Source organism: Xanthomonas sp. NCPPB 2933 (genome assembly GCF_056725225.1).
Genome location: NZ_CM161518.1, coordinates 2329745 through 2351738, shown reverse-complemented (window position 1 = coordinate 2351738; position 21994 = coordinate 2329745). Strand labels below are relative to the sequence as shown.

13 protein-coding genes are annotated in these 21994 nt (G+C 64.0%); 8 read left to right on the top strand and 5 right to left on the bottom strand.

All coding sequences use genetic code 11. The annotated features are described in order from the left end of the window. The first annotated feature begins 100 nt into the window (after positions 1-100). The 5 genes from AC1PLU_RS09610 (at position 101) to AC1PLU_RS09590 (ending at position 9711) form a co-directional block, all read left to right on the top strand. Positions 101-955, top strand: coding sequence for a ParB N-terminal domain-containing protein (locus AC1PLU_RS09610; protein WP_481108313.1), 855 nt, complete (start codon positions 101-103; stop codon positions 953-955). A gap of 292 nt (positions 956-1247) precedes the next feature. Further along, positions 1248-2552 carry a DUF445 domain-containing protein gene (locus AC1PLU_RS09605; protein WP_074057291.1) on the top strand — a complete coding sequence of 435 codons (1305 nt, stop codon included), beginning with the start codon at positions 1248-1250 and terminating at the stop codon, positions 2550-2552. Positions 2553-2759: 207 nt separating this feature from the next. Then, on the top strand, positions 2760-6854 hold the full coding sequence (locus AC1PLU_RS09600; RefSeq protein ID WP_481108312.1) for a CHASE domain-containing protein: 4095 nt from the start codon (positions 2760-2762) through the stop codon (positions 6852-6854). Positions 6855-6887: 33 nt separating this feature from the next. Beyond that, positions 6888-7880, top strand: coding sequence for a response regulator (locus AC1PLU_RS09595; RefSeq protein WP_481108311.1), 993 nt, complete (start codon positions 6888-6890; stop codon positions 7878-7880). 400 nt (positions 7881-8280) lie between these two features. Beyond that, the gene (locus AC1PLU_RS09590; protein ID WP_481108310.1) at positions 8281-9711 is read left to right on the top strand and encodes a DHA2 family efflux MFS transporter permease subunit; all 1431 of its coding nucleotides are present in this window, start codon (positions 8281-8283) and stop codon (positions 9709-9711) included. 58 nt (positions 9712-9769) lie between these two features. Here AC1PLU_RS09590 and AC1PLU_RS09585 read toward each other — a convergent pair whose 3' ends face one another. From AC1PLU_RS09585 to AC1PLU_RS09570, 4 genes are all read right to left on the bottom strand, one after another. Further along, entirely contained in the window at positions 9770-10192 is a 423-nt protein-coding gene (locus AC1PLU_RS09585; protein WP_255085431.1) for a hypothetical protein, read from the bottom strand. Then, the gene (gene acuI, locus AC1PLU_RS09580) at positions 10189-11175 is read right to left on the bottom strand and encodes an acrylyl-CoA reductase (NADPH) (protein ID WP_481108309.1); all 987 of its coding nucleotides are present in this window, start codon (positions 11173-11175) and stop codon (positions 10189-10191) included. The genes AC1PLU_RS09585 and acuI overlap by 4 nt, the downstream gene beginning before the upstream one ends. A gap of 111 nt (positions 11176-11286) precedes the next feature. Continuing rightward, positions 11287-12141 (bottom strand): oxidoreductase, encoded by an 855-nt coding sequence (locus AC1PLU_RS09575; RefSeq protein ID WP_481108308.1) that lies wholly within the window; start codon positions 12139-12141, stop codon positions 11287-11289. Positions 12142-12240: 99 nt separating this feature from the next. Then, positions 12241-12816 carry a TetR/AcrR family transcriptional regulator gene (locus AC1PLU_RS09570; protein ID WP_481108307.1) on the bottom strand — a complete coding sequence of 192 codons (576 nt, stop codon included), beginning with the start codon at positions 12814-12816 and terminating at the stop codon, positions 12241-12243. 132 nt (positions 12817-12948) lie between these two features. Between AC1PLU_RS09570 and AC1PLU_RS09565 the strand changes: the two genes are divergently transcribed. The 3 genes from AC1PLU_RS09565 to AC1PLU_RS09555 all read left to right on the top strand — a co-directional run bounded on the left by AC1PLU_RS09565 (position 12949) and on the right by AC1PLU_RS09555 (position 16105). Beyond that, positions 12949-14031: an alkene reductase gene (locus tag AC1PLU_RS09565; protein WP_481108306.1), complete on the top strand. Its 1083-nt coding sequence runs from the start codon at positions 12949-12951 to the stop codon at positions 14029-14031. Between the two features lie 50 nt (positions 14032-14081). Beyond that, positions 14082-14870 (top strand): SDR family NAD(P)-dependent oxidoreductase, encoded by a 789-nt coding sequence (locus AC1PLU_RS09560; protein WP_481108305.1) that lies wholly within the window; start codon positions 14082-14084, stop codon positions 14868-14870. Positions 14871-15103: 233 nt separating this feature from the next. Then, a complete protein-coding gene (locus AC1PLU_RS09555) occupies positions 15104-16105 on the top strand; it encodes an NADP-dependent oxidoreductase (protein WP_481108304.1) in 1002 nt (333 codons plus the stop codon). 628 nt (positions 16106-16733) lie between these two features. Here the strand turns inward: AC1PLU_RS09555 and AC1PLU_RS09550 are convergent. Continuing rightward, positions 16734-21743 (bottom strand): NAD-glutamate dehydrogenase, encoded by a 5010-nt coding sequence (locus tag AC1PLU_RS09550; RefSeq protein WP_481108303.1) that lies wholly within the window; start codon positions 21741-21743, stop codon positions 16734-16736. Between the last annotated feature and the right edge of the window lie 251 nt (positions 21744-21994).

Below are 21994 nucleotides of genomic sequence, written 5' to 3'. Positions count from 1 at the left end.
TAAGCGCCCGCGTGTAGCGCCCGGGCGCGTCGCGGTCAAGCGCGCAAAGCCGGAGCAGGCTCACTACAATGCCGGCCCCGCACTTCCCCGCAGTTGCCGCATGAACATCGTTGTCAAAGAAGAACTCAAGGCCTATATCGACCCGCTGACGCCCGACGAGCACGAGGCGCTGGAACGCAGCCTGCTGGCCGAGGGCTGCCGCGATGCATTGGTGTTGTGGGGCGATGTGCTGGTGGATGGCCACAACCGCTACGGCATCTGCCAGAAGCACGATCTGCCGTTCCAGACCGTGCAGAACCCGCGCTTCCAGTCGATGCAGGACGTGCATCTGTGGATGATCGAGCAGCACCTGGGCCGGCGCAGCGTGTCGGACTTCCAGCGTGGCGTGCTGGCGCTGCGCAAGCGCGAGATCCTGGCTGCGCGCCAACGTACCCAGCGCGATGCCGACGCCGCTGCCGAAGCGCCAGTGGTCGGCGATGACCAGCCCGACACCGGACTCGATGACAGCGCCGCACGCAGCACTGAAGACAGCGACAGCCCGCCTTGGGAAGAGACCTCCACCCCGGTCAGCCGCGCCGAGCTGGCGCGTGAGGCACGCCTGAGTAACAACCAGGTGGTGATGATCGAACGCATTCACAAACAGGCCGCCCCGGAAGTGGTGCAGGCCGTGCGGTCCGGCGAGATTTCGATCAGCGCCGCCGCCGCCGTGGCGACCTTGTCCGAGGACGAACAACGCGCCGCCGCGCAGGCCGGCAAGGCCGAGCTCAAGCAGGCCGCCAAACGGGTGCGCGATGCCAAGCGCAAACCCAAATCCGACGAAGCCGAAGGTGGCGAAGCCGAACGCCGCGATGTGAAAGCGCTGCAGCGCCGCGTCACCGAGCTGGAAAACGAAAACGCTGCGCTGCTGGCCAAGGTAGCCGCGCTGCAGTCGCAGCTGGAGCGTCTGCGCGGCTGAGTGCACGACTGACCGCAGCACGTCACCCGTAGGAGCGCCCTCGGGCGCGATGAGGCTTTCCCGATAACACTATCGCGCGCAAGCGCGCTCCTACCGAACCATCACGCCGCAATCGCGAACGGCAAACTGCCCAAGACCGCTCGCTGCACCCACCCGTAGGAGCGCCCTTGGGCGCGATGAAGCTTTCCCGGTAACGCCATCGCGCCCGAGGGCGCTCCTACGCCGACGCCAGCAGCGTTGTCAGGCATCGCCGTGGACATGCCATCCGCACGCGACTGGGTACACTCAGGCCATGGAACCAAGCGTCAGCACTCCCCGCCCCATCGATCCCCGTCGTGCCCAGCTGCAGCGCATGAAGCTGTTGGCGGTGGCCCTGTTGCTGGCCATGTTTGCCGGCTTTGTCGTCAGTCACCTGATGGGCGAGCAAGGCATCTGGGCCTGGGTATCGGCCTTCTGCGAAGCGGCCACGGTCGGTGCATTGGCCGACTGGTTCGCGGTGGTGGCCTTGTTCCGCCGCCCGATGGGCCTGCCGATTCCGCATACCGCCATCCTGCCGCGCGGCAAGGACCGCCTGGCCGACGGCCTGGCCGGTTTCGTGCGCGACCAGTTTCTCGCCCCCGATGCATTGATGGACAAGCTGCGCGTGTTCGACCCCGCCAGCCGGCTCGGCGAATGGCTGGCCAAACCCGAGCAGGCCCGCATGCTCGCGCAGATGGCGCGCGGCTGGATGCAGCAGGCGCTGGAGTTGCTGGACGAAGAAGCCGTGCGTGGCGCGATCCAACGCTTCGTCGTCGACCGCCTGCGCAAATGGAATGCCGCCGCAACTGCCGGCGATGTGATGGCGCTGCTCACCACCGACGGCCGCCATCAGAAGTTGCTGGATGAAGTCCTGCTGCGGCTGGGCGAATGGCTGGATCAGGAACAGGTCAAGACGCGTGCCTCGGCGCTGATCGTGCGCTACGCACGCCGCGAGTGGCCCAAGCTGGTCGGCACGGTGAACTGGGTCAAGCCGATCGAAGAGATCGGCGACAGCCTGGCCGACCGCATGGCACGTGCAGCGATCGAAGAACTGCAAGACATTCTCAAGACGCCCGAGCACCCAATCAGGCTCGACTACGAGGCCTGGCTGCAGCGCTACATTGCGCGCCTGCGCGACGAGCCGGAAATGGCCGTACGAGTGGAAGAGCTCAAGCAGCGCGCGATCGAACATCCGGCGCTGCAGGAGTATGTGCAAGGCCTATGGGGCGAGATTCGCGATGCGCTGCGCAACGACCTGGCGCGTGAACAATCGTCGATGGCCGCGCATATGGAGCGCTCGATGCAATCGCTCGGCCAGGCGCTGTCGTCGGACCCCTCACTGCGTGAAGCACTCAATCAGCATATGTTGCAGGCTGCTGACAAACTCACCTCGCGCTTGCGTGTCTCGGTGACCGAACATATTGCATCGACGATGAAAAGTTGGGACGAACGTCACCTCGTCGAACAATTGGAATTGGGTGTCGGACGCGATCTGCAATACATTCGGTTCAATGGAACGCTGGTTGGTGGATTGATTGGCCTCGCTCTTCATGCGCTGTCGATCTGGCTTGCGTTCTGATGCACTGGCAGTGACCTGATCACTTACTGACAGCTGCCCAATCACGGCCAGCCACTGACGGCCACCTATTATTTTCCGGCCACCAATGGCACGTTGCAGCACCAGGGGAGTGCTGCACGGACTGGATCATCTTCAAGCGGTACCACGAGGCCGACCTCGCCGTCGGCCAGGACACTGGGCACGCAACAGCAAGGCAAAGGAAACAAGATGCCGAATGGCCGCTGGGATCTGCGCAGGAAGTACGGGCGCCGTACCTCGATCGGTGCACTGCTGATTCTCACCGCAGGTTTGATCGCCGCCATCCTGACCGGGCTTGCGGTGCATCGGCATAACGAACTCGAGCGTGAGCAGCGTTTCAACGATGTGGTGCGCAACCTGTCGCGCAACATCAGCGAGCGCATGTATACCTTCGAACATGGCTTGCGCGGCGCACGCGGCGCGGTGATCGGCGCAGGCAGCGGGCTCATCAGTCGCGATCGCTTCACCCAGTACAGCCGCTCGCGCGATTATTCGCGCGAGTTTCCCGGTGTGCTGGGTTACGGCTATATCCATCGCGTGGCGCCCGCCGACGAAGCGGCCTTTCTGCAGGCTGCGCGTGCCGACGGTGCGCCCGATATCCATCGTCGCCCATTGGCGCCCTGGGATGGCGAACGTTTCATGGTGCTGTATTTTGAACCCGAGTCCTCGGGCAACCGGCCGCTCGGGTTGGACATCGCCTCCGAGCCGCGCCGGCGTGCCGCTGCCTTGCAGGCATCGCGCAGCGGTGAGCCAATCATGACCTCGCCGGTCTCGCTGTCGGGGTATCGCATTCCCAGCGAAAGCGGTTTTCTGGTGCTGCTGGCGGTCTATCGCGAAGGCATGCCGCTGCAGACGCCGCAACAACGCATGCTTGCGACCACCGGCTGGGTGTATGCGCCTTTCAGCGTCGAACAGATGGTGCAAAGCACCCTGGGCGAACGCGACGACGTTGCGCTGGATCTGTCCGACAGGAACGAGCCGACCCACACGTTCTATCGCAGCGGCACGCCGTCGAGCGACAGTGCGCGTCGTCAGCCGATTGTCCAGTTGCTGCCGATCTATGGGCGCACCTGGATCATCACCGCGCACCCCACTGCCAGTTTTCTCGCCTCGCTCCATCAGACCTCGCCGTGGTTGACGGGCAGCCTGGTAATGGGTGGCTCGGTGCTGTTCGCCGCGCTGCTCTGGCTGTATTTCAGCAACGGATTGCGCCGCGAAGAAGTGCTGCGCAAACAGATGGAACTGGCTGCACTGGTCAGCAACTCCAGCGAAGCGATCGTTGCCGAAACCCCGGATGGACGCATCACGCACTGGAATCCGGCTGCCGAGACGATGTTCGGTTACAGCTCGGAAGAGGCGATCGGCCGCACCTTGGCAACGCTGTTGTTGCCGCAACCGTATGCGGTCCCGGAAGTCGAACACCCCGACGAGCCGCATCCGGTGATGACCTCTGCAGCGCAGATCATGCGCCACCGCGATAGCCACGCAGTCTATGTGCTGGCCAGCAAGGCGCCGATCCTCGAAGGCGACGACACCCTTACCGGGCATTCGCATTTCTTCCGCGACATCTCCGAGCGGGTGCGCTCGCACCAGCGCATCGTCGAGCTCAATGCATCGCTCGAACACCAGGTGGCCGAGCGCACCAGCGAGCTGGTGAAATTCTCCGCGCTGCAGCGCGCGATTCTGGCGCACGCCGGTTACGCCATCATCGCCACCGATTCCAGCGGCTTTGTCACGCTGTTCAACCCAGCTGCAGAAAAATTGTTGGGTTACAAGGCCGAAGAGGTGATCGGCCGGCGCAAGGCCAGCCAGTTCATCGAGCCGGAAGAACTGCAGGAGCGCGCGCACATGCTGGCCGACCAGACCGGCACACCGGTGGCGCACACCTTGGAAGCGGTGGCCGCGCTGACCAGCCTCGGCCGCAGCGACACCAGCGAATGGACCTACGTCAGTCACGAAGGCCGTCACCTGCCGGTGTTGCTCACACTGAGCACCTTGCGCGACGACAACGATCAGGTGATCGGCTACCTGGGCGTGGCGGTGGATCTCACCGAGCAGAAACTGCACGAAAAACAGCTGCGCCTGGCGATGGACGCGGCCAAGAGCGCCAACCAGTCCAAGTCCGATTTCCTGGCCAACATGAGCCACGAAATCCGCACCCCGATGAACGCCATCCTGGGCATGCTGTATCTGCTTCAACGCAGCGAGCTGCCTGTTGCGGCGCTGGATATGGTCGCCAAGATCGATCGGTCTGCACGCTCGCTGCTGGAAATCATCAACGACATCCTGGATTTTTCCAAGATCGAAGCCGGGCGCATCGATCTGGAACGCGCACCGTTCGACCTCAACCAGCTGTTCGACAATATCGCCGACCTGATGCGTTCTTCGCTCAGCGCCAAGCCGGTGGAAATGATTGTCGAACCGTTGCCGCGCGACAGCCGCTGGCTGCTCGGCGATGCACTGCGCATCAATCAGGTGCTGGTCAATCTGGTCGGCAATGCGATCAAGTTCACCGAACAGGGCGAGGTGGTGCTGTCGGTGCGGCGCTTCCCCAGTGGCGACCCGAACAAGCTCAAGCTGTTGTTCTCGGTACGCGACACCGGCATCGGTATTTCCAAGGAAAAGCAGAGCCTGATCTTTTCGCCGTTTCTGCAAGCCGACACCTCCACCAGCCGGCGTTACGGCGGCAGCGGCCTGGGCCTGACCATCAGCCGACGCTTGATCGAATTGATGGGCGGCGAGCTGGAAGTGGAAAGCGTGCCCGGCCGCGGCAGCGAATTCTATTTTGTGGTGACACTGGAAAAATCCGCGCCGCCGCAGGCACAGCGCGAGTTGCCGACGTTGCCGTTGGAGTCGATGCCACGCGTCCTGATCGCCGACGACCACGATGCGGCGCTCAACAATCTGGTGCGTATCGCCACCGAACTCGGCTGGCGTGTGGATGCGGTGGCCAACGGCCAGGCCGCGTTGCAGGCGATCGAACAGGCCAGCGAGCCCTACGACATCTTCCTGCTCGACTGGCGCATGCCCGATATCGATGGCGTGGCGATCGCGCGCCAGATACGCGCACGTGCAACACCCGGCCCGCATCCGGTCATCGTGATGGTCACCGCGTACGAGCGCCGCCTGCTGGAGCAACATCCCGAGCAACAGGGTCTGGATGCGGTGATGACCAAACCAGTGACCAGTGCAGCGCTGCATCGTCTGGTGGAACAACTGTTCGAAGGGCGCGCCGCTGCGCGCGCCGCCACACCCGCTTTCGTCGCACGCCGGCTGGAAGGCGCGCATCTGTTGCTGGTGGACGACAGCGAGATCAACTGCGAAGTGGCACAACGTATTCTCGAAGGCGAAGGCGCCATGGTCACCGTGGCGCACGATGGCGAGCAGGCCATCAACACGCTCAAGCGCGCGCCGGATCTTTTTCATCTGGTGCTGATGGATGTGCAGATGCCGGTGGTGGACGGCTATGAAGCCACGCGACGGCTGCGGCAGATCCCTGCCCTGGCCAGTCTGCCGGTGATTGCGCTCACGGCCGGTGCGTTTCGTCCGCAACAGGAAAAAGCGCTGGAAGCCGGCATGAACGGTTTCATCGCCAAGCCCTTCAACGTGGAGGAACTGATCGCTGCCATCCGCCATTTCCTGCAGCCTGCACTGCACCGCATTCCCGCGCTTGCCCCGCAGGCCGAGCTGCACGCCGGCCCTGAGTGGCAACACGCCGATTCGGAGCTATTGGATGCGGCGCGCGCGCGCAGCCTGTGGCGCGAACGCGAGCCGTATGCGCGTTATCTGCTCAAACTGCTACGCGACAATCCGGACCCGGCCGAAACCGCCGCCGAGCATCTGCGCAACAACGAACTGGCCGCCATCGGTGCGCTGGCGCACAAGCTGCGCGGCGCAGCAGGGTCGCTAGCATTACCAGCGCTGGCGGGTGCGGCCGGCGATCTGGAAAACCGCATCAATGAAGGCCACGACCTCACCTCTGCGTTGACTGCGCTCAAAGACACCATGCAGCGCACCGCCACCGCGATCCATGCCTTCCTGCAAGACAGCGAGGGCGACGAAGTCATTGTCGACGATGGTCTCGCGCTGGACGACGACAGCGTGCAGATCCTGCACGCGGCGTTTGCCAGCGACGATGCCGACAAGATCGACCACGCGTTGCTGATCTGCACGCCACAGTTGCCGGGTAACTTGCTGCAGGAACTGCAACGCGCCATCGAGGATTTCGACTTCCGTCGCGCCGAAGCCACGTTGCGCGACTGGCAGGCCACTCACTTCCGCTGACCGCCGCCCGCGCCGGTTCGCAAGGATCCATCCATGCCGTCCCGTCCACTGCTCTGCGTCGACGACGAATCCAGCAACCTGGCGACCCTGCGCCAGCTGCTGCGAGACGATTTCCCGTTGGTCTTCGCCAAATCCGGCGGCGAGGCGCTGGATGCGGTCAGCCGCCACGCGCCGGCGCTGATCCTGCTGGATGTCGAATTGCCCGACATGGATGGATATGCGGTGGCGCGCACGCTCAAGCAGCAACCTTCCAGCACCATCATCCCGATCCTGTTCGTGACCTCGCGCAGCAGCGAGCAGGACGAACGCGCGGGGCTGGAAGCGGGCGCGGCCGATTACGTCAGCAAGCCCTACTCGCCCGCGCTGCTCAAGGCGCGCATCGCCACCCAACTGAAGCTGGCAGAAAATGCGCGCCTGGCCCAGCAGTACCGCGATGCGATCCATCTGCTCGGCACCGCCGGCCAAGGACAGGACGCCGACACCGGCGCGCATATCTGGCGCATGGCTGTGTATGCGCGCGTGCTGGCCGAAACAGTCGGTTGGTCCACGCAACAGGCGCAGCTGCTGCAGGACGCCGCGCCCCTGCACGATGCCGGCAAGATCGCCGTGCCCGGCAGCATCCTGCACAAGCCCGATGCGCTGGACGAACACGAACGCTCGGTGGTGCTGCAGCATCCGCAGATCGGGCACGATTTGCTGCGCCACGGCCGCGGCCCGGTGTTTCAACTGGCCGCAGAAATCGCGCTGCATCATCACGAATGCTGGGACGGCAGCGGCTACCCCAAGGGGTTGGCCGGCGATGCCATTCCCGAATCCGCGCGCATCGTGGCGGTGGCCGACGTCTTCGACGCACTGTGCGGGCGGCGCGCCTACAAGGCCCCCTGGACGGTGGAAGACGCCGTGCGCAAGCTGGAAAGCATGGCCGGCAAACAACTGGAACCGCGCCTGGTGCAGCATTTCCGCGCGGCCTTGCCGCAGATCCTGCAGATCAAGGACGCCTGGGACAGCCCGGCTGTACAGCGTTGATTTGAAGTTGGCTGTCTTCCGCCGGACCCTCATCCCAACCCCTCTCCCGGAGGGAGAGGGGCTTTGCGATCCCTTCTCCCATCGGGAGAAGGTGGCGCGCAGCGCCGGATGAGGGTACGGCCAGCCAGGGTCGGTCAGCCAGGCGCGCCATTTAACTGCTCGCGTACTGCGTCACCATCAGCCGCCTTAGCCGCCAGCCTCTGCATCAACGCCAACACCCGACACAACACCCAAACCACCACATCTACATCACCACACACGCACTGTTACCCACGTGCGCTTGAACCCCGCCCCACACCAGCGGACAATGCGCGTGTTGCGCCGCACAACACCGTGCGACGCGGGCCGATCCGGTTGCCGTCTGCGGCGCCAGCGATGCGACCCCGCAACCGAGAGTCCGATGTCCTCCAGCGTGTCCGAGGCCGGCGCCATGCCGCCGCCGCGTTATCCCGATTACCGCATCATCTCGCTGATCCTGGCCTGCGCCATTTTCATGGAGCAGATGGATGCCACCGTGCTGGCGACCGCGCTGCCGACCCTGGCGCGCGACTTCGGCGTCGCCGCGCCGGCCATGAGCATCGCCATGACCAGCTATCTGCTGGCGTTGGCGGTGCTGATTCCGGCCAGCGGCGCCATCGCCGACCGCTTCGGCCTGCGTCGCGTCTTCGGTGCATCGATCTGGGTGTTCGTCGGCGGCTCGATCCTGTGTTCGCTGGCCGACAGCCTGCCCACCATGGTTGCCGCGCGCGTGCTGCAAGGCGCCGGTGGCGCGATGATGGCCCCGCTCGGCCGGCTGATCCTGCTGCGTACGGTCGAGCGCCGGCATCTGGTATCGGCGATGGCCTGGACGCTGGTGCCGGCCTTTATCGGCCCGATGCTCGGCCCACCGCTGGGCGGATTTTTCGTTTCGTATCTGGATTGGCGCTGGATCTTCTACATCAACGTGCCGATCGGCATCGCCGGCTTTTTGCTGGTGCGCCGTTTCATTCCGGACATTCCCACCGAATCAGCGCCCGCACGCTTCGACCTGCGCGGTTTCGTGCTGTGCGGCACCGCGTTGGGCTGCCTGTTGTTCGGCCTGGAAATGGTCAGCCAGGAAAACGGCATCGGCAAAGCGAGCTGGCTACTGGCGATCGGCGGCGGCGCGGCCCTGGGATATCTTTGGCATGCGCGCCACCACCCTGCCCCGCTACTGGATCTGAGCCTGCTGCGGATCGACTCGTTCCGGTTGTCGGTGATCGGCGGCGCACTGATGCGCATCACCCAGGGCGCGCATCCGTTCCTGCTGCCGCTGCTGTTCCAGATCGGCTTCGGCATGAGCGCCGCGCACAGCGGGCGCCTGATTTTGGCCACTGCGCTCGGCGCGTTGTTGATGCGCAGCATCACCCCGCAGTTGCTGCGCCGCTTCGGTTATCGCAACAGCCTGATCGGCAACGGCGTGCTCGCCAGCCTGGGCTATATGGTGTGCGCCTTTTTCCGGCCAGATTGGCCGCACGCCCTGATGTTCGGGCTATTGCTGTGCTGCGGCGCCTTCATGTCGTTCCAGTTCGCCGCCTACAACACCATCGCCTACGAAAACGTCCCCTCCTCGCGCATGAGCCGCGCCAGCAGCTTGTACACCACCTTGCAGCAGCTGATGCTCTCGGTGGGCGTGTGCGCAGGCGCGATGATTCTGAAACTGGCGATGCTGGCTGGCGATCATATCCAGCCGCAGCAACGCGATTTCTCGCTGGCGTTCTGCGTGGTCAGCCTGATCTCGCTCAGCGCCACCTGGTGGCATCTGCGCTTCGACAAGCATGCCGGTCAGGAAATGAGCGGGCACCGCGCCTAGCGCGTTATGAACGTGGATTCGCCTGACAACACCCCACCGGGTGTTGTCAGGCATGCACTCAGCGCGCGTTCTTGTTTCGGCGCTGTGCGGCATCGGCACGTGTCACCAGCAGGAACGCCAGCGGAAAGCCGACTTCGATCGCGACCGCCGAAAAGATGCCTGCGTTGACGTGCCCGGCCCCCCACTCCGCAACGCCCAGCACTGCCAGCAGCAGGCACGCGGTGACGAAGCCTGCGATCACCGCCCGGCGGCCCGGCGACGGCGGCGCATTTCTCACCAGGACCAGCATGACGCCGATGGCGGCATACAGCGGCGCGGCGCGGCGGCCGACCAGGCCCAACGCGTTGCTGTCGAACGCGACGCCCCAGTTGGCCAGCATGGTCGCAGGCGCAAGCAACCAGGCGGCGCCCAAGGCGAAAAGCAACAACGCCGATAACGTGGCCAGGAAGCGGAATGCACGTGACGCGGTGGGCGTGCTCATGCGTTCACGTCCACGACAGTGCGCCCCTGCACCTTGCCTTCCAATAGCTGGACAGCACTCTGCGGCACCTTGGCCAGGCCGATGGTGTGGGTCGTCGTTGCAAGCTTGCCCAGATCCAGATCACGCGCCAGACGCGACCACGCCTGCTCGCGCACGGCTTGCGGCGCGTTGACCGAATCGATGCCGGCCAGCGTGACATTGCGCAGGATGAAAGGCAGCACCGATGCCGCCAGTTGAACGCCTTGCGCCATGCCGAAGGCGGTGACGACGCCGCGATACTGCGTCTGCGCCAGCGCGTTTGCGAGCGTATGGCTGCCCACCGCATCCACGACACCGGCCCAGCGTTCCTTGCCGATCGGCGAACCGGGTTCGGACAGGCTGGCGCGGTCGATGATCTCGGCGGCGCCCAGGCTGTGCAGATACTCGGCCTGCTCCAGGCGGCCGGTGGAGGCGACCACGCGATAGCCCAGGCCCGAGAGCAAGGCAATGGCGACCGAACCGGCGCCGCCATTTGCGCCGGTGACCAGGATGTCGCCGCGCTCGGGGGTCAGCCCGCCGTGCTCCAATGCCAGCACCGCCAGCATGGCGGTGTAGCCGGCGGTACCGATCGCCATCGCATCGCGCGTGGAAAATGCCTCCGGAATCTTGACCAACCAATCGCCAGGCACCCGCGCCTTCTGCGCAAAGCCGCCATGGTGGGTCTGACTCAATCCCCAGCCATTGGCCAGCACACGATCTCCAACCGCAATGCCCGGAGACGTGGACGCTTCGACCACGCCGGCAAAGTCGATGCCCGGAATCAGCGGGAACTGGCGAATGATCGGGCCCCGCCCGGTCACCGCCAGTGCGTCCTTGTAGTTGACGGTCGAGTAGTCGATGGCAACCGTGACATCGCCCGGCATCAGGTCGTCTTCATTGAACTGGACCACGGTGGTAGCAACCATCTCGCTGGTTTGATTCGCCAGCAAAGCGTTGAAGGTCATTGCCTTCTCCTGTTCGAATTGAGGCCGCGCGCGTTATCGCGTCACGGCGGTGTATCGGCAACGGCAGTCGCTGCGACTGCCGCTGCTGGTCTATGCAGCGTCTGACAAAACTTATCTGGCGTGCGTGGGTGTCTTGGCATCAACAGGCGTGTTTGCATCCAAGTGCAGATTCTTGCGAATCAGCGACTGGAACACGCCTGCCGGCGCAAACCGCCGCAAGAACTGCAGTTGTCCGGCGATCTTGCCCGCGGTGTAGCGCACCTTGGGGTGTTGGGCGCGGGCCGCTTTCACCACCACGTCGGCCACGACGGATGGCTCGTCTGCAATCGCCATTGCCTGCGCCACCACTTTTCCAACTTCCGCTCGAACCTGCCGATAGGTTTCCAGCGGCGCGTCGGGGGCCAGATTGTTCGCTTCGAACTGGGTCTTGGTGTAGGCCGGTTCGATGACCGTGACTCGGATCCCGTAGCTGCGCAGCTCGTGGTCCACCGCCTCGGAATACCCTTCCACCGCATGTTTGCTGGCGGCATACAGCGCCGCATACGGTGTGGGCACCAGACCGATGATCGAGCCGATGTTGATGATGCGGCCACTGCCCTGGCGGCGCATATGCGGCACCACTGCACGGGTCATGCGCACGACGCCGAGAAAGTTGGTGTCGAGAATAGCCTTGGCCTGCTCGATCGAGCTTTCTTCCGCCGCTGCGGGAGACACGCCGAAACCGGCATTGTTGACCAGCAGGTCGATGCGACCCTCCAACCGCAACAGTTCCTGGATGGCCGCATCCACGGACTCATCGCTGGTCACATCCAACGCCAGCAGCTTGAAGGCGCGCTGCCCGGATTGCGCGCCGCGACGGCTGGTGCCGTACACCGTATAGCCGGCGGCGGCCAATGCTTCGGCACTAGCTTCGCCAATGCCAGAGGATGCGCCGGTCACCAGCGCAACAGGGGATTTGTCTGTCATGGGAATTCCTAAAGTGCAGTGAGTGACAGGCGCAGTTGTTTGACGATCAAAAACTGCGCGGGATGCGGATACACGTGTGTCGGGATGCGCGTGTGTCGGTTAGTTGGATGGTTGCAACGACGACAGGATCTGGTCGCGAGACACCGCGATGATTTCGTCGGCCAGTGGCGAATCGTCCGGGCACGACCGCGACAGCACGATGGCGCCGATGGCGTGCGCCATCATGTCCAGGTTGCTGGCGCGCTCAGCCGCTGCCTCGGCAGTGCCAGGCGCAGCCCCGCTGCGGTCGAGCGCAGCCAGCAGGTTTTCGACCCCGGCAGCAAATACTTCGCGCACTTCCTCCGGCTGACGCGCGGCATCGGCGCCCAGCGCAGCCATCGTGCAACCGGTGGCAGGGCTGTCGCGGTGTCCGCGCGACAGATAGAACTTCACGAAATCCGTCTTGTCCACGTGCTCGGTCTGTGCGGCGATGTTGGCCAGCCCGCAGGCCGCCGATTCGGCCATCAGGTCCGCCTTGGAACGGAACTGCTTATAGAAGCCGCCGTGCGTGAAGCCTGCGGCGGCCATCAGATCGGCAATGCCGATCCCTTCGTAGCCACGCTCGCGAAACAGCACCGAGGCCGTCTCGACGACGTGCGCCCGGTTCGCTTGTGCCTGTGCCTTGGTCACTTTCATCGTTGGGACACTCCGTGCTTGTGCGGGACTGGGGAGAGCGACAGCGTACATTGATGTTGTTCGTCATCAAAGTGTTGACATCTTAGATTTTGATCGTAATCTTTGTCAACCACTGATTTCTGAGCACCGTCAATGACCCACTCTTCGCTGTTCGAGCCCTATGCCCTGGGCACCCTGACCCTGGCCAATCGCATCGTCATGGCCCCGCTGACCCGCAACCGGGCCGGCGCCGGCCTGGCGCCTACTGCACTGGCGGTCACGTACTACGCCCAGCGCGCCTCGGCCGGCCTGCTGATCACCGAGGCCACCCAGATATCGCCGCAAGCCCAGGGCTACCAGGACACTCCCGGCGTGTACACGCCCGAGCAGATCACCGGCTGGCGCGCCGTCACCGACGCCGTGCATGCCAAGGGCGGGCGCATCTTCGTGCAGCTGTGGCATGTGGGCCGCGTGTCGCATGTCGACCTTCAGCCGGGCGGCGCGGCACCGGTCGCGCCTTCGGCCATCCGCGCGGCGACCAAGGTGTTCGTCAACAACGGCTTTGCCGATGTCTCCGAGCCACGCGCGCTGGAGCTCGACGAGCTGCCGGGCATCGTCAACGACTTCCGCCAGGCGGCGGCCAATGCGATTGCGGCCGGTTTCGACGGTGTCGAAATTCACGGTGCCAACGGCTATCTGCTGGAGCAGTTCATCAAGGACGGCGCCAATCAGCGCACCGATGCCTATGGTGGCTCGATCGAAAACCGCGCACGCCTGTTGCTGGAGGTGGTGGCCGCCGTAAGCAAGGAAATCGGCGCCGATCGCACTGGCGTGCGCCTCTCGCCGGTATCGCCGGCAAGCGGCATTTCCGGCAGCGATCCGCAGCCGCAATACGACTACATCGCCGAGCAGCTCGATGCGCTGGGCATCGTGTATCTGCATGTGGTGGAAGGTACGACCGGCGGCCCGCGCGATGTGGCCCCGTTCGACTATGCCGCGCTGCGCAGCAGGTTCAAACGCACTTACCTGGCCAACAACGGCTATGACCTTGAGCTGGCCACCAAGCAACTGAGCGCAGGCAACGCCGACCTGTTTGCCTTCGGCCGGCCGTTCATCAGCAACCCGGATCTGGTCGAACGTCTGCAAACCGGCGCGGCGCTGGCGCCGTTGAATCCGGCCACGCTCTACGGCGGTGGCGCCGAGGGCTACATCGATTATCCGACTCTCACCGGCTGAGGCTCTCGCGCCTTCGCACCTTTCGCACCTCTCTCATCAAGGAACGTTTCATGACCACACTTCCCGCTGTTCTCATCACTGGCGCTTCCACCGGTATCGGCGCTGTCTATGCCAAGCGCTTCGCACAACGCGGCCACAATCTTGTGCTTGTCGCACGCGACAAGCCGCGCCTGGACACACTGGCGGCACGTTTGCGTGACACACATGGCGTCAACGTCGACGTGCTGCAGGCCGACCTGACCCAGCCCGCCGATCTGACCGCAGTGGAAACCCGCCTGCGCGACGATGCGCAGATCGGCATCCTGATCAACAACGCCGGCGTGGCGCAGTCCGGCGGTGTGTTGCAGCAAACCGCAGAGACGATCGAACGCCTGATCACGCTCAACATCACCGCGTTGACTCGGCTTGCCGCCGCTGTGGCGCCGCGCTTTGCGCAGTCGGGCAGCGGTGCCATCGTCAATCTCGGCTCGGTGGTGGGTCTGGCGCCCGAATTCGGCATGACCGTGTATGGCGCCACCAAGGCGTTCGTGCTGTTCCTGTCGCAGGGTCTGCACCTGGAGCTGGGAGCCAAGGGTGTGTATGTGCAGGCAGTGCTGCCGGCAGGCACGCGCACCGAGATCTGGGAGCGTGCCGGTATCGACGTCAACACGCTCAAGGACTTGATGGACGTTAACGAACTGGTCGACGCCGCGCTGGTCGGCTTCGATCGCCGCGAACTGGTCACCATCCCGCCGCTGCATGTGGCCGAACGGTGGGATGCATTGGATGGCGCGCGCCAGGGTTTGCTGTCGGACATTCGCCAGGCGAACGCGGCCGAGCGCTATCAGCCAAACGCCTGAGGTTTCATCCTTTGCCATGCCTGCATTGGTCGCCATCGCGACCAGTGCGGGCATTTAGGTGAGGATTTACGCATCTGCGTTTGTTGGCACCACTCCACAGATTCAATCGATTCAAACGGCTCACATCGCGGTCAAGCTGCACCCACCGATTTGCTAGTGCAACAGGTGAAGGCGGCCGGGACCCGTAGACGCCCGGCCACCCACACACATCGACAGCATTGGACTCGAACCACATGAAAGCACTGACCTTCAAACGCTATGGCAAATCGCCCGACATCGGCTTCAGCGAGCTGCCGCGTCCGACAGTGAAACCCAACGAGCTGCTGGTCGAGGTGCATGCGGCCGGCGTGAACCCGATCGACAACATGATTCCCACCGGGATCTTCAAGCCCGTGGTGAAGTTCGACTTGCCCGCCACGCTAGGCAGCGACGTGGCCGGGATCGTCGTCGAGGTCGGCAGCCGCGTCACCCGCTTCAAGAAAGGCGATGCGATTTTTGCCAGCGTGTTCGATCTGGGCCGCGGAACGCTCGCCGACTACGTCGCGGTCCCGGAAAGCGCCGCAGCGCTGAAGCCGGCCAACCTGGATTTTGTGCAGGCAGCCTCGGTGCCGATGGTCGCACTCACCTCCTGGCAGGCCTTGCAAGAACGCGCTGCGCTGCAGCCAGGCCAGAAGGTCTTCATTCCTGCCGGCTCCGGCGGCATCGGCACCTTTGCGATCCAGCTTGCAAAACACTTCGGCGCCAGCGTGGGCACCACCACCAGCACCGGCAACGTCGCACTGGTGAACAGCCTGGGCGCAGACGAGGTGGTCGACTACAAGCAGCAGGAATTCGAGAGCGTCTTGCGAGGCTACGACATCGTGCTTGGCACCATCCGGGGCGATACGATCGAAAAATCCCTCGGCATTCTCAAGCCAGGCGGCAAGATCGTGTCGCTGGTCGGGCCACTGGATGCAGCCTTCGCGCGCGCACGCCGGTTGAATGTCGTGCTGCAATTCGTCTTCGCCATGATGAGCCGCAAGATCATCCGTCTAGCGAACAAGCACAACGTCGCCTACACCTTTCTGTTCGTGCGCCCCGATGGCACGCAACTGGCCAAAATCGGCGAGTTGCTCGAAGCCGAACGCATCCGCCCGGTCATCGACAAGGTGTTTGCGTTCGCGCAAGCGAAGGAAGCATTGGACTATCTCGCGCAGGGCCGTGCCAAGGGCAAGGTGGTCGTCAAGATCAAGTAAGAAGCCGGATGCAGATCCTTCGGCCAAGGTGCCGTACAGGAAAGCCGTACAACATAAGCCGGCCTTAGCACTGTTTCAGCGATCGTGCGCAACACGTGCACATGCCGTCTCTGAGTACGACCACACCTAACCCTTTTATTCTTCGCAACGGTTTGCCAGTCACTTCAACACCGTGAGATCTTTCAACACCGTGAGATCTCGGTGGTCTTGTCGTGATTGGTCGGAGCGGATGGATCAGGTGTTGGGCGGCTGGTCTTTGGTTTGGCTGCAGGGCCCTTGCCCGCCCACCGTCGCGGGACACGCCGCAAGTACGTCCGTGTAGGCTCTTACGCGGCATCCATGCCGCGTAAGGTCCCGCGACGGTGGGCGGGCAAGGACCAGTCAGGATGGTCGGTGTGCATGTTTTCAATATAGCAGCCGACTAACTTTCTGGTGCGGTGTCCTCGCCGATTGCGGGACCGTGTGGCGGCATGGATGCCGCCACCGAGCCTACATGGACGTACTTGCGGCGTGTCCTGCAAGCGGTGAGGACACCGCGCCCTCGACTCACCAGGAAGCGCCGCTGCCGACTGATTCCAATGAGGATGATGACGAAGCAATCGCTCCGCCATCACCTCGCGGCACACCGTTACAACCCGTGCGCGGCCAACTGTCCGAGCCGCTGCACCGCCACCGATACGGTCGGGTAGTCGAGCGTCTTCTGCTCGGCCACATCGGCAAGCATCGCCAGGGTGAAGCGCAGGCTGGAATCGTCACGCGCCAGCCAGTTGGCCACCTTGTCCTCGGCAGTGCTGCCTGACATCGTCAGCACCTGGCCGACCAACGCGCGTTGATGTGCGGCCAGCTCGTCGCGCAGCACGCCACGTGCCACGGCGTGCCAGCGGCCGTTGACCTCCAGCGCGTCGATCTGCTCGAACAGCCACGGCAGGCGCAGCGCTTCGCCCAGGCGGAAATGCACCTTGGACACGTCCACCGGCTTGAGCTTGCGGGTGCGCGCGGTTTCGATGATGTCGAACGCCGGCTCCAGATAGCGCAGCTCGGACAACTGCTGCGCCAGTTGCGGCGGCAGTCCCTTCTCCTGCCACTCCTGCACGCTGCCTTCGTACTGCGGGCGCTGCGTATCGGAGAGCACACCGGAAGCGACACGGATGTCGTTGAACGGGCCGTGGTAACGCTCCACTGCCGCCGTGATGCCCGGCATCTGGCCAGGACGCAACAGCAACCAACGCACGAACGAGCGCTGCAGGCGCCAGATCACTTCCAGTGCGTCGATCTGCACCGCCTCGGGCACCTTGCCGTCCAGCGCGTCGATCTGCGTCCACAGCGCGCGCGCATCCAGCGTTTCGCGGCTGATGGTGTAGGCCTTGGCAACCTCGCCGATGCTGCGGCCGGTGTCTTCCTGCATGCGCATCAGGAAGGTGGCGCCCATGCGGTTGATGGTGGTGTTGGTCACCGCGGTGGCGATGATTTCGCGCTTGAGGCGGTGACGCTCCATCGCATCGGCGTACTTCTTCTGCAACGGCTGCGGGAAGTAACGCTGCAATTCCTTGGACAGGTACGGGTCTTCGGGAATATCCGATTCGAGCAGCTGCTGGAACGCCACCAGCTTGGAATACGACAACAGCACCGACAGCTCCGGACGCGACAAGCCCTGCCCGCGTGCCTTGCGTGCGGACAGTTCCGCATCCGAAGGCAGGAACTCGATCTGGCGATCGAGCAGGCCCTGCAGTTCCAGCGTGCGGATGAAGTGCTGCTTGGAGCCGAGGCGCTTGACGCTCATGCGCTCCATCAGACTGATCGCCTGGTTCTGGCGATAGTTGTCCCACAACACCAGGTCGGCCACTTCGTCAGTCATCGAGGCGAGCAGCGTATTGCGCGCGTCGTAGGTGAGCTTCTTGGCCTGCACCATGTCGTTGAGCAGGATCTTGATGTTCACCTCGTGATCGGAGGTGTCCACGCCGGCCGAGTTATCGATGAAGTCGGTATTGAGCAGCACGCCGGTCTGCGCGGCCTCGATACGACCGAGCTGGGTCAGGCCCAGATTGCCGCCCTCGCCCACCACCTTGCAGCGCAACTCGCCGCCATTGACGCGCAGGCCGTTGTTGGCGCGGTCGCCCACATCGGCATGCGATTCGCTGGAGGCTTTGACATAGGTGCCGATACCGCCGTTCCAGAACAGATCCACCGGCGCCTTGAGAATGGCGTTCATCAGTTCGTTCGGCGAGAGCTGCTTGACGTTGGATTCCAGGCCCAAGGCTTCGCGCACCGGCGCGCTGATGTCGATCGACTTGAGCGTGCGCGGATAGATGCCACCACCGGCGCTGATCAGCTTGGCCTCGTAATCGGCCCAGCTGGAACGCGGCAGTTTGAACAAACGCTCGCGCTCGGCGAACGAGGCGGCTGCATCCGGATTCGGATCCAGGAAGATATGCCGATGGTCGAACGCGGCCAGCAGACGGATATGCCGCGACAACAGCATGCCGTTGCCGAACACGTCGCCGGACATGTCGCCGATGCCGACCACGCTGAACTCCTGGCTCTGGCAATCGCGCCCCATCGCACGGAAGTGGCGCTTGACCGACTCCCACGCGCCGCGCGCGGTAATGCCCATACCCTTGTGGTCGTAACCGACCGAGCCGCCGGAGGCGAACGCATCGCCCATCCAGAACCCGTGATCCAGCGCCAGCCCGTTGGCGATGTCGGAGAACGTGGCGGTGCCCTTGTCGGCGGCGACCACCAGATACGGGTCGTCCTGGTCGTGACGCACCACCTGCGGCGGCGGCACGATCTTGCCGCCGACGATGTTGTCGGTGATATCCAGCAAACTCTGGATAAACAGCTTGTAGCAGGCGATGCCTTCGGCCTGCACGGCGTCGCGGTCGCCACCCACTGGCGAACGCTTGACGTAAAAACCGCCCTTGGCACCGACCGGCACGATGACCGTGTTCTTGACCATCTGCGCCTTGACCAGGCCCAGCACCTCGGTGCGGAAATCTTCGCGACGGTCCGACCAACGCAGGCCGCCACGCGCCACCGCGCCGAAGCGCAGGTGCACGCCTTCCACGCGCGGGCTGTAGACGAAGATTTCGCGGTACGGACGCGGCTTGGGCAGATCCGGCACGATCGCCGAATCCAGCTTGAAGCTGATGCAATGCCCGTGCTTGCCGCTCTTGTCGGTCTGGTAATAGTTGGTGCGCAGCGTGGCATCGATCACGTCGATGAAGCTGCGTAGGATGCGGTCCTCGTCCAGGCTGGACACGCGGTCCATCAACTTCAGCAGCGTGGCACGCGTGGCCTCCTGCTGCGCGGCGCGGTCGCTGCCACGTGCCTGCAACACCGGCTCCAAGGCCTTGAGCGTGGCGTCGTCGCCGGCCGCGAATACCGACAGTTCCTCGCGCAGACGTTCCTGGTCGGCGAAGATCTGCGCCTTGGTTTCCTTGCCGGTGGATGGGTCGAAGCGCGCTTCGAACAATTCCACCAACAAGCGCGCCAGCAGCGGGTAACGGGTGAACGTCGCCTCGACATAGGCCTGCGAAAACGGCACCGCAGTCTGCAACAGATACTTGCAATAGCCGCGCAGCAGCGCGACCTGGCGCCAATGCAGGCCGGCGGCCAGGATCAGACGATTGAAGCCGTCGCTCTCGGCATCGCCATTCCAGATCCGCTCGAAGGCTTCGCCAAAGCCGGCATCGGCGTGGGCGGCATTGATCTTGCCGGCGGTCGATTCGACCTCGAAATCCTGGATATACACCGGGGTTTCGCCGACCTGCAGCCGGTACGGCCGCTCAGAGATCACCCGCAGGCCCATGTTCTCCATCATCGGCATTGCATCGGACAACGGAATGTCGTCGAGCTGGCGATACAGCTTCAGGCGCAGGCCTTCACCGGCATCCAGACGCATGCCGTCATCGCGGCGGATTTCCTGCAGGCTCAGATGCAGGTCGTCCGGGCCGTCCAGCGTGGCCAGATGCTCGACGTCGGACACCGCCGATTCGATCGAGGAATCTTCGATATAGCCAGCCGGCAGCGCGCGGCCGAAGTTGGCCGCCATGCGCAAACCATTGGCTTCGCCATGCCGCGCAACCAGCGCCTCGCGCAAGGCATCGCGCCAGTTGCGCAGCAGATGCGCCAGCCGCGATTCGAGTTCGGTAGTGTTGAATTCCAGCGCTTCGCCACTCTTGGGCCGCACGATAAGATGCAGCTGCGCCAGCGGCGACTCGCCCAGCACCACGCTGGAGTCGATGTACTCGCCGTGCAGCGCATCTTTCAGCAAGGCTTCGATACGCAGGCGCACATCGGTGTTGAAGCGCTCGCGCGGGATGTAAACCAGCGCGGAGATAAAGCGGCTGTACTTGTCGCGGCGCAGGAACATGCGGCTACGCACGCGCTCCTGCAGACCGAGAATGCCGATCGCGGTGCGATACAACTCTTCTTCGTTGGACTGAAACAGCTCCTCGCGCGGCAGCGTCTCGAGGATGTGCCGCAGCGCCTTGCCGCTGTGGCTGCTCGGGGTCAGCCCGGACTTGCTCATCACGTATTCGTGGCGCTGACGCACCAACGGAATTTCCCACGGACGGCGGTTGTAGGCACTGGAGGTGAACAGGCCCAGGAAGCGCTGCTCGCCGACGATGCGGCCCTTGGCATCGAACTCCAGGACGCCGATGTAATCCATGTAGCCAACGCGATGCACGCGCGAACGCGCATTGGTCTTGGTCAGGATCAGCGCGTCCTTGAGCTTGGACGAGGTATTCAAGCCGTGCGCTGCCAGCGTGGTCACCGGGCGCGCCGGCGAGGTGTCGTGGCCACGCATCAGGCCAAGCCCGGTCTCTTCCACCGGCGACAGCACGTCCTGGCCGTCCTGCTTCTCCACGCGGTATTCGCGATAGCCGAAGAAGGTGAAGTGGTCGGCCGAGGCCCAACGCAGGAATTCCTGCGCCTCGTGGCGGCTGATGTCGTCCATCGGGAGCCGCCGGGTGGCCAAGTCGTCGGCCAGCATCACCATCTTTTCGCGCATCGCAGCCCAGTCGTGCACGATCGCGCGCACTTCGGCCAGCACCTTGCGCACCGCCGCTTCCACCTTGGGCATTTCTTCGGCGGGCTGGCGGTCGATCTCCAGCACCATCAACGACTCGCTCTTGCCCTCGCCCACCGCGGTCAGCTTGCCGGCCTTGTCGCGCGCGATGCGCAGCACCGGGTGGCCGAGCACGTGCACGCCGATGCCCAGGTCCGACAGCGTCATGCTCACCGAGTCGACCAGAAACGGCATGTCGTCGTTGACGATCTGCAACAGCGTGTGCGGCGACTCGTAACCGTGGCTCTTCAGGGTCGGGTTGAACACCCGCACATTGACCGTGCCGGCCTTGCGCGTGCGTGCAAATTCCAGCATGTCCGCCGCCAGCGCCGCCCATTGCTCGGGCGGATGGTTGGGGAACTCGTCCTCTTCCATGCGGCGATAGAAGCCGGCTGCGAACAGCTGCACCTCGGCCTGGCGGGCCGCCGGGTAGCGCTTGCGCAATGCGGCAAACACCGGCTCCAGAACGACCGCCTGCGGTGCGCCGGCAAGCACGGGGACGGCACGTTCGGCGACCGGCTTGGTCGGCGTCGTGGACGATTTCGAAGCGGCTTTCTTGGCTGTCATGAGAGAGCTGGGATGCTCGGTGGAAAACCTGAATTGTACCGATGCGCGATGACGACGCCTTGCTGCATAGCGCAAATCCTCAGCCGTCAGTCGGCGCGCACAGGACGCAAAAGCATTACCGCTGTGTAGTTTCCCCACAGAGGTACGATGGGTACTGGCGTAGATGGCAGCTGGACCGCCAGATCCGGCAAAGTCTGGCCAGGTGCTTGTCGCACAAGGGCTTGCGCAGACCAAACTGCGACCGTCAAGTC

What these genes read in the sequence shown, in the direction of transcription:
- AC1PLU_RS09610 (WP_481108313.1), top strand. Translation starts at nt 101, where the DNA reads ATGAACATCGTTGTCAAAGAAGAACTCAAGGCCTATATCGACCCGCTG.
- AC1PLU_RS09605 (WP_074057291.1), top strand. Translation starts at nt 1,248, where the DNA reads ATGGAACCAAGCGTCAGCACTCCCCGCCCCATCGATCCCCGTCGTGCC.
- AC1PLU_RS09600 (WP_481108312.1), top strand. Translation starts at nt 2,760, where the DNA reads ATGCCGAATGGCCGCTGGGATCTGCGCAGGAAGTACGGGCGCCGTACC.
- AC1PLU_RS09595 (WP_481108311.1), top strand. Translation starts at nt 6,888, where the DNA reads ATGCCGTCCCGTCCACTGCTCTGCGTCGACGACGAATCCAGCAACCTG.
- AC1PLU_RS09590 (WP_481108310.1), top strand. Translation starts at nt 8,281, where the DNA reads ATGTCCTCCAGCGTGTCCGAGGCCGGCGCCATGCCGCCGCCGCGTTAT.
- AC1PLU_RS09585 (WP_255085431.1), bottom strand. Translation starts at nt 10,192, where the DNA reads ATGAGCACGCCCACCGCGTCACGTGCATTCCGCTTCCTGGCCACGTTA.
- acuI (WP_481108309.1), bottom strand. Translation starts at nt 11,175, where the DNA reads ATGACCTTCAACGCTTTGCTGGCGAATCAAACCAGCGAGATGGTTGCT.
- AC1PLU_RS09575 (WP_481108308.1), bottom strand. Translation starts at nt 12,141, where the DNA reads ATGACAGACAAATCCCCTGTTGCGCTGGTGACCGGCGCATCCTCTGGC.
- AC1PLU_RS09570 (WP_481108307.1), bottom strand. Translation starts at nt 12,816, where the DNA reads ATGAAAGTGACCAAGGCACAGGCACAAGCGAACCGGGCGCACGTCGTC.
- AC1PLU_RS09565 (WP_481108306.1), top strand. Translation starts at nt 12,949, where the DNA reads ATGACCCACTCTTCGCTGTTCGAGCCCTATGCCCTGGGCACCCTGACC.
- AC1PLU_RS09560 (WP_481108305.1), top strand. Translation starts at nt 14,082, where the DNA reads ATGACCACACTTCCCGCTGTTCTCATCACTGGCGCTTCCACCGGTATC.
- AC1PLU_RS09555 (WP_481108304.1), top strand. Translation starts at nt 15,104, where the DNA reads ATGAAAGCACTGACCTTCAAACGCTATGGCAAATCGCCCGACATCGGC.
- AC1PLU_RS09550 (WP_481108303.1), bottom strand. Translation starts at nt 21,743, where the DNA reads ATGACAGCCAAGAAAGCCGCTTCGAAATCGTCCACGACGCCGACCAAG.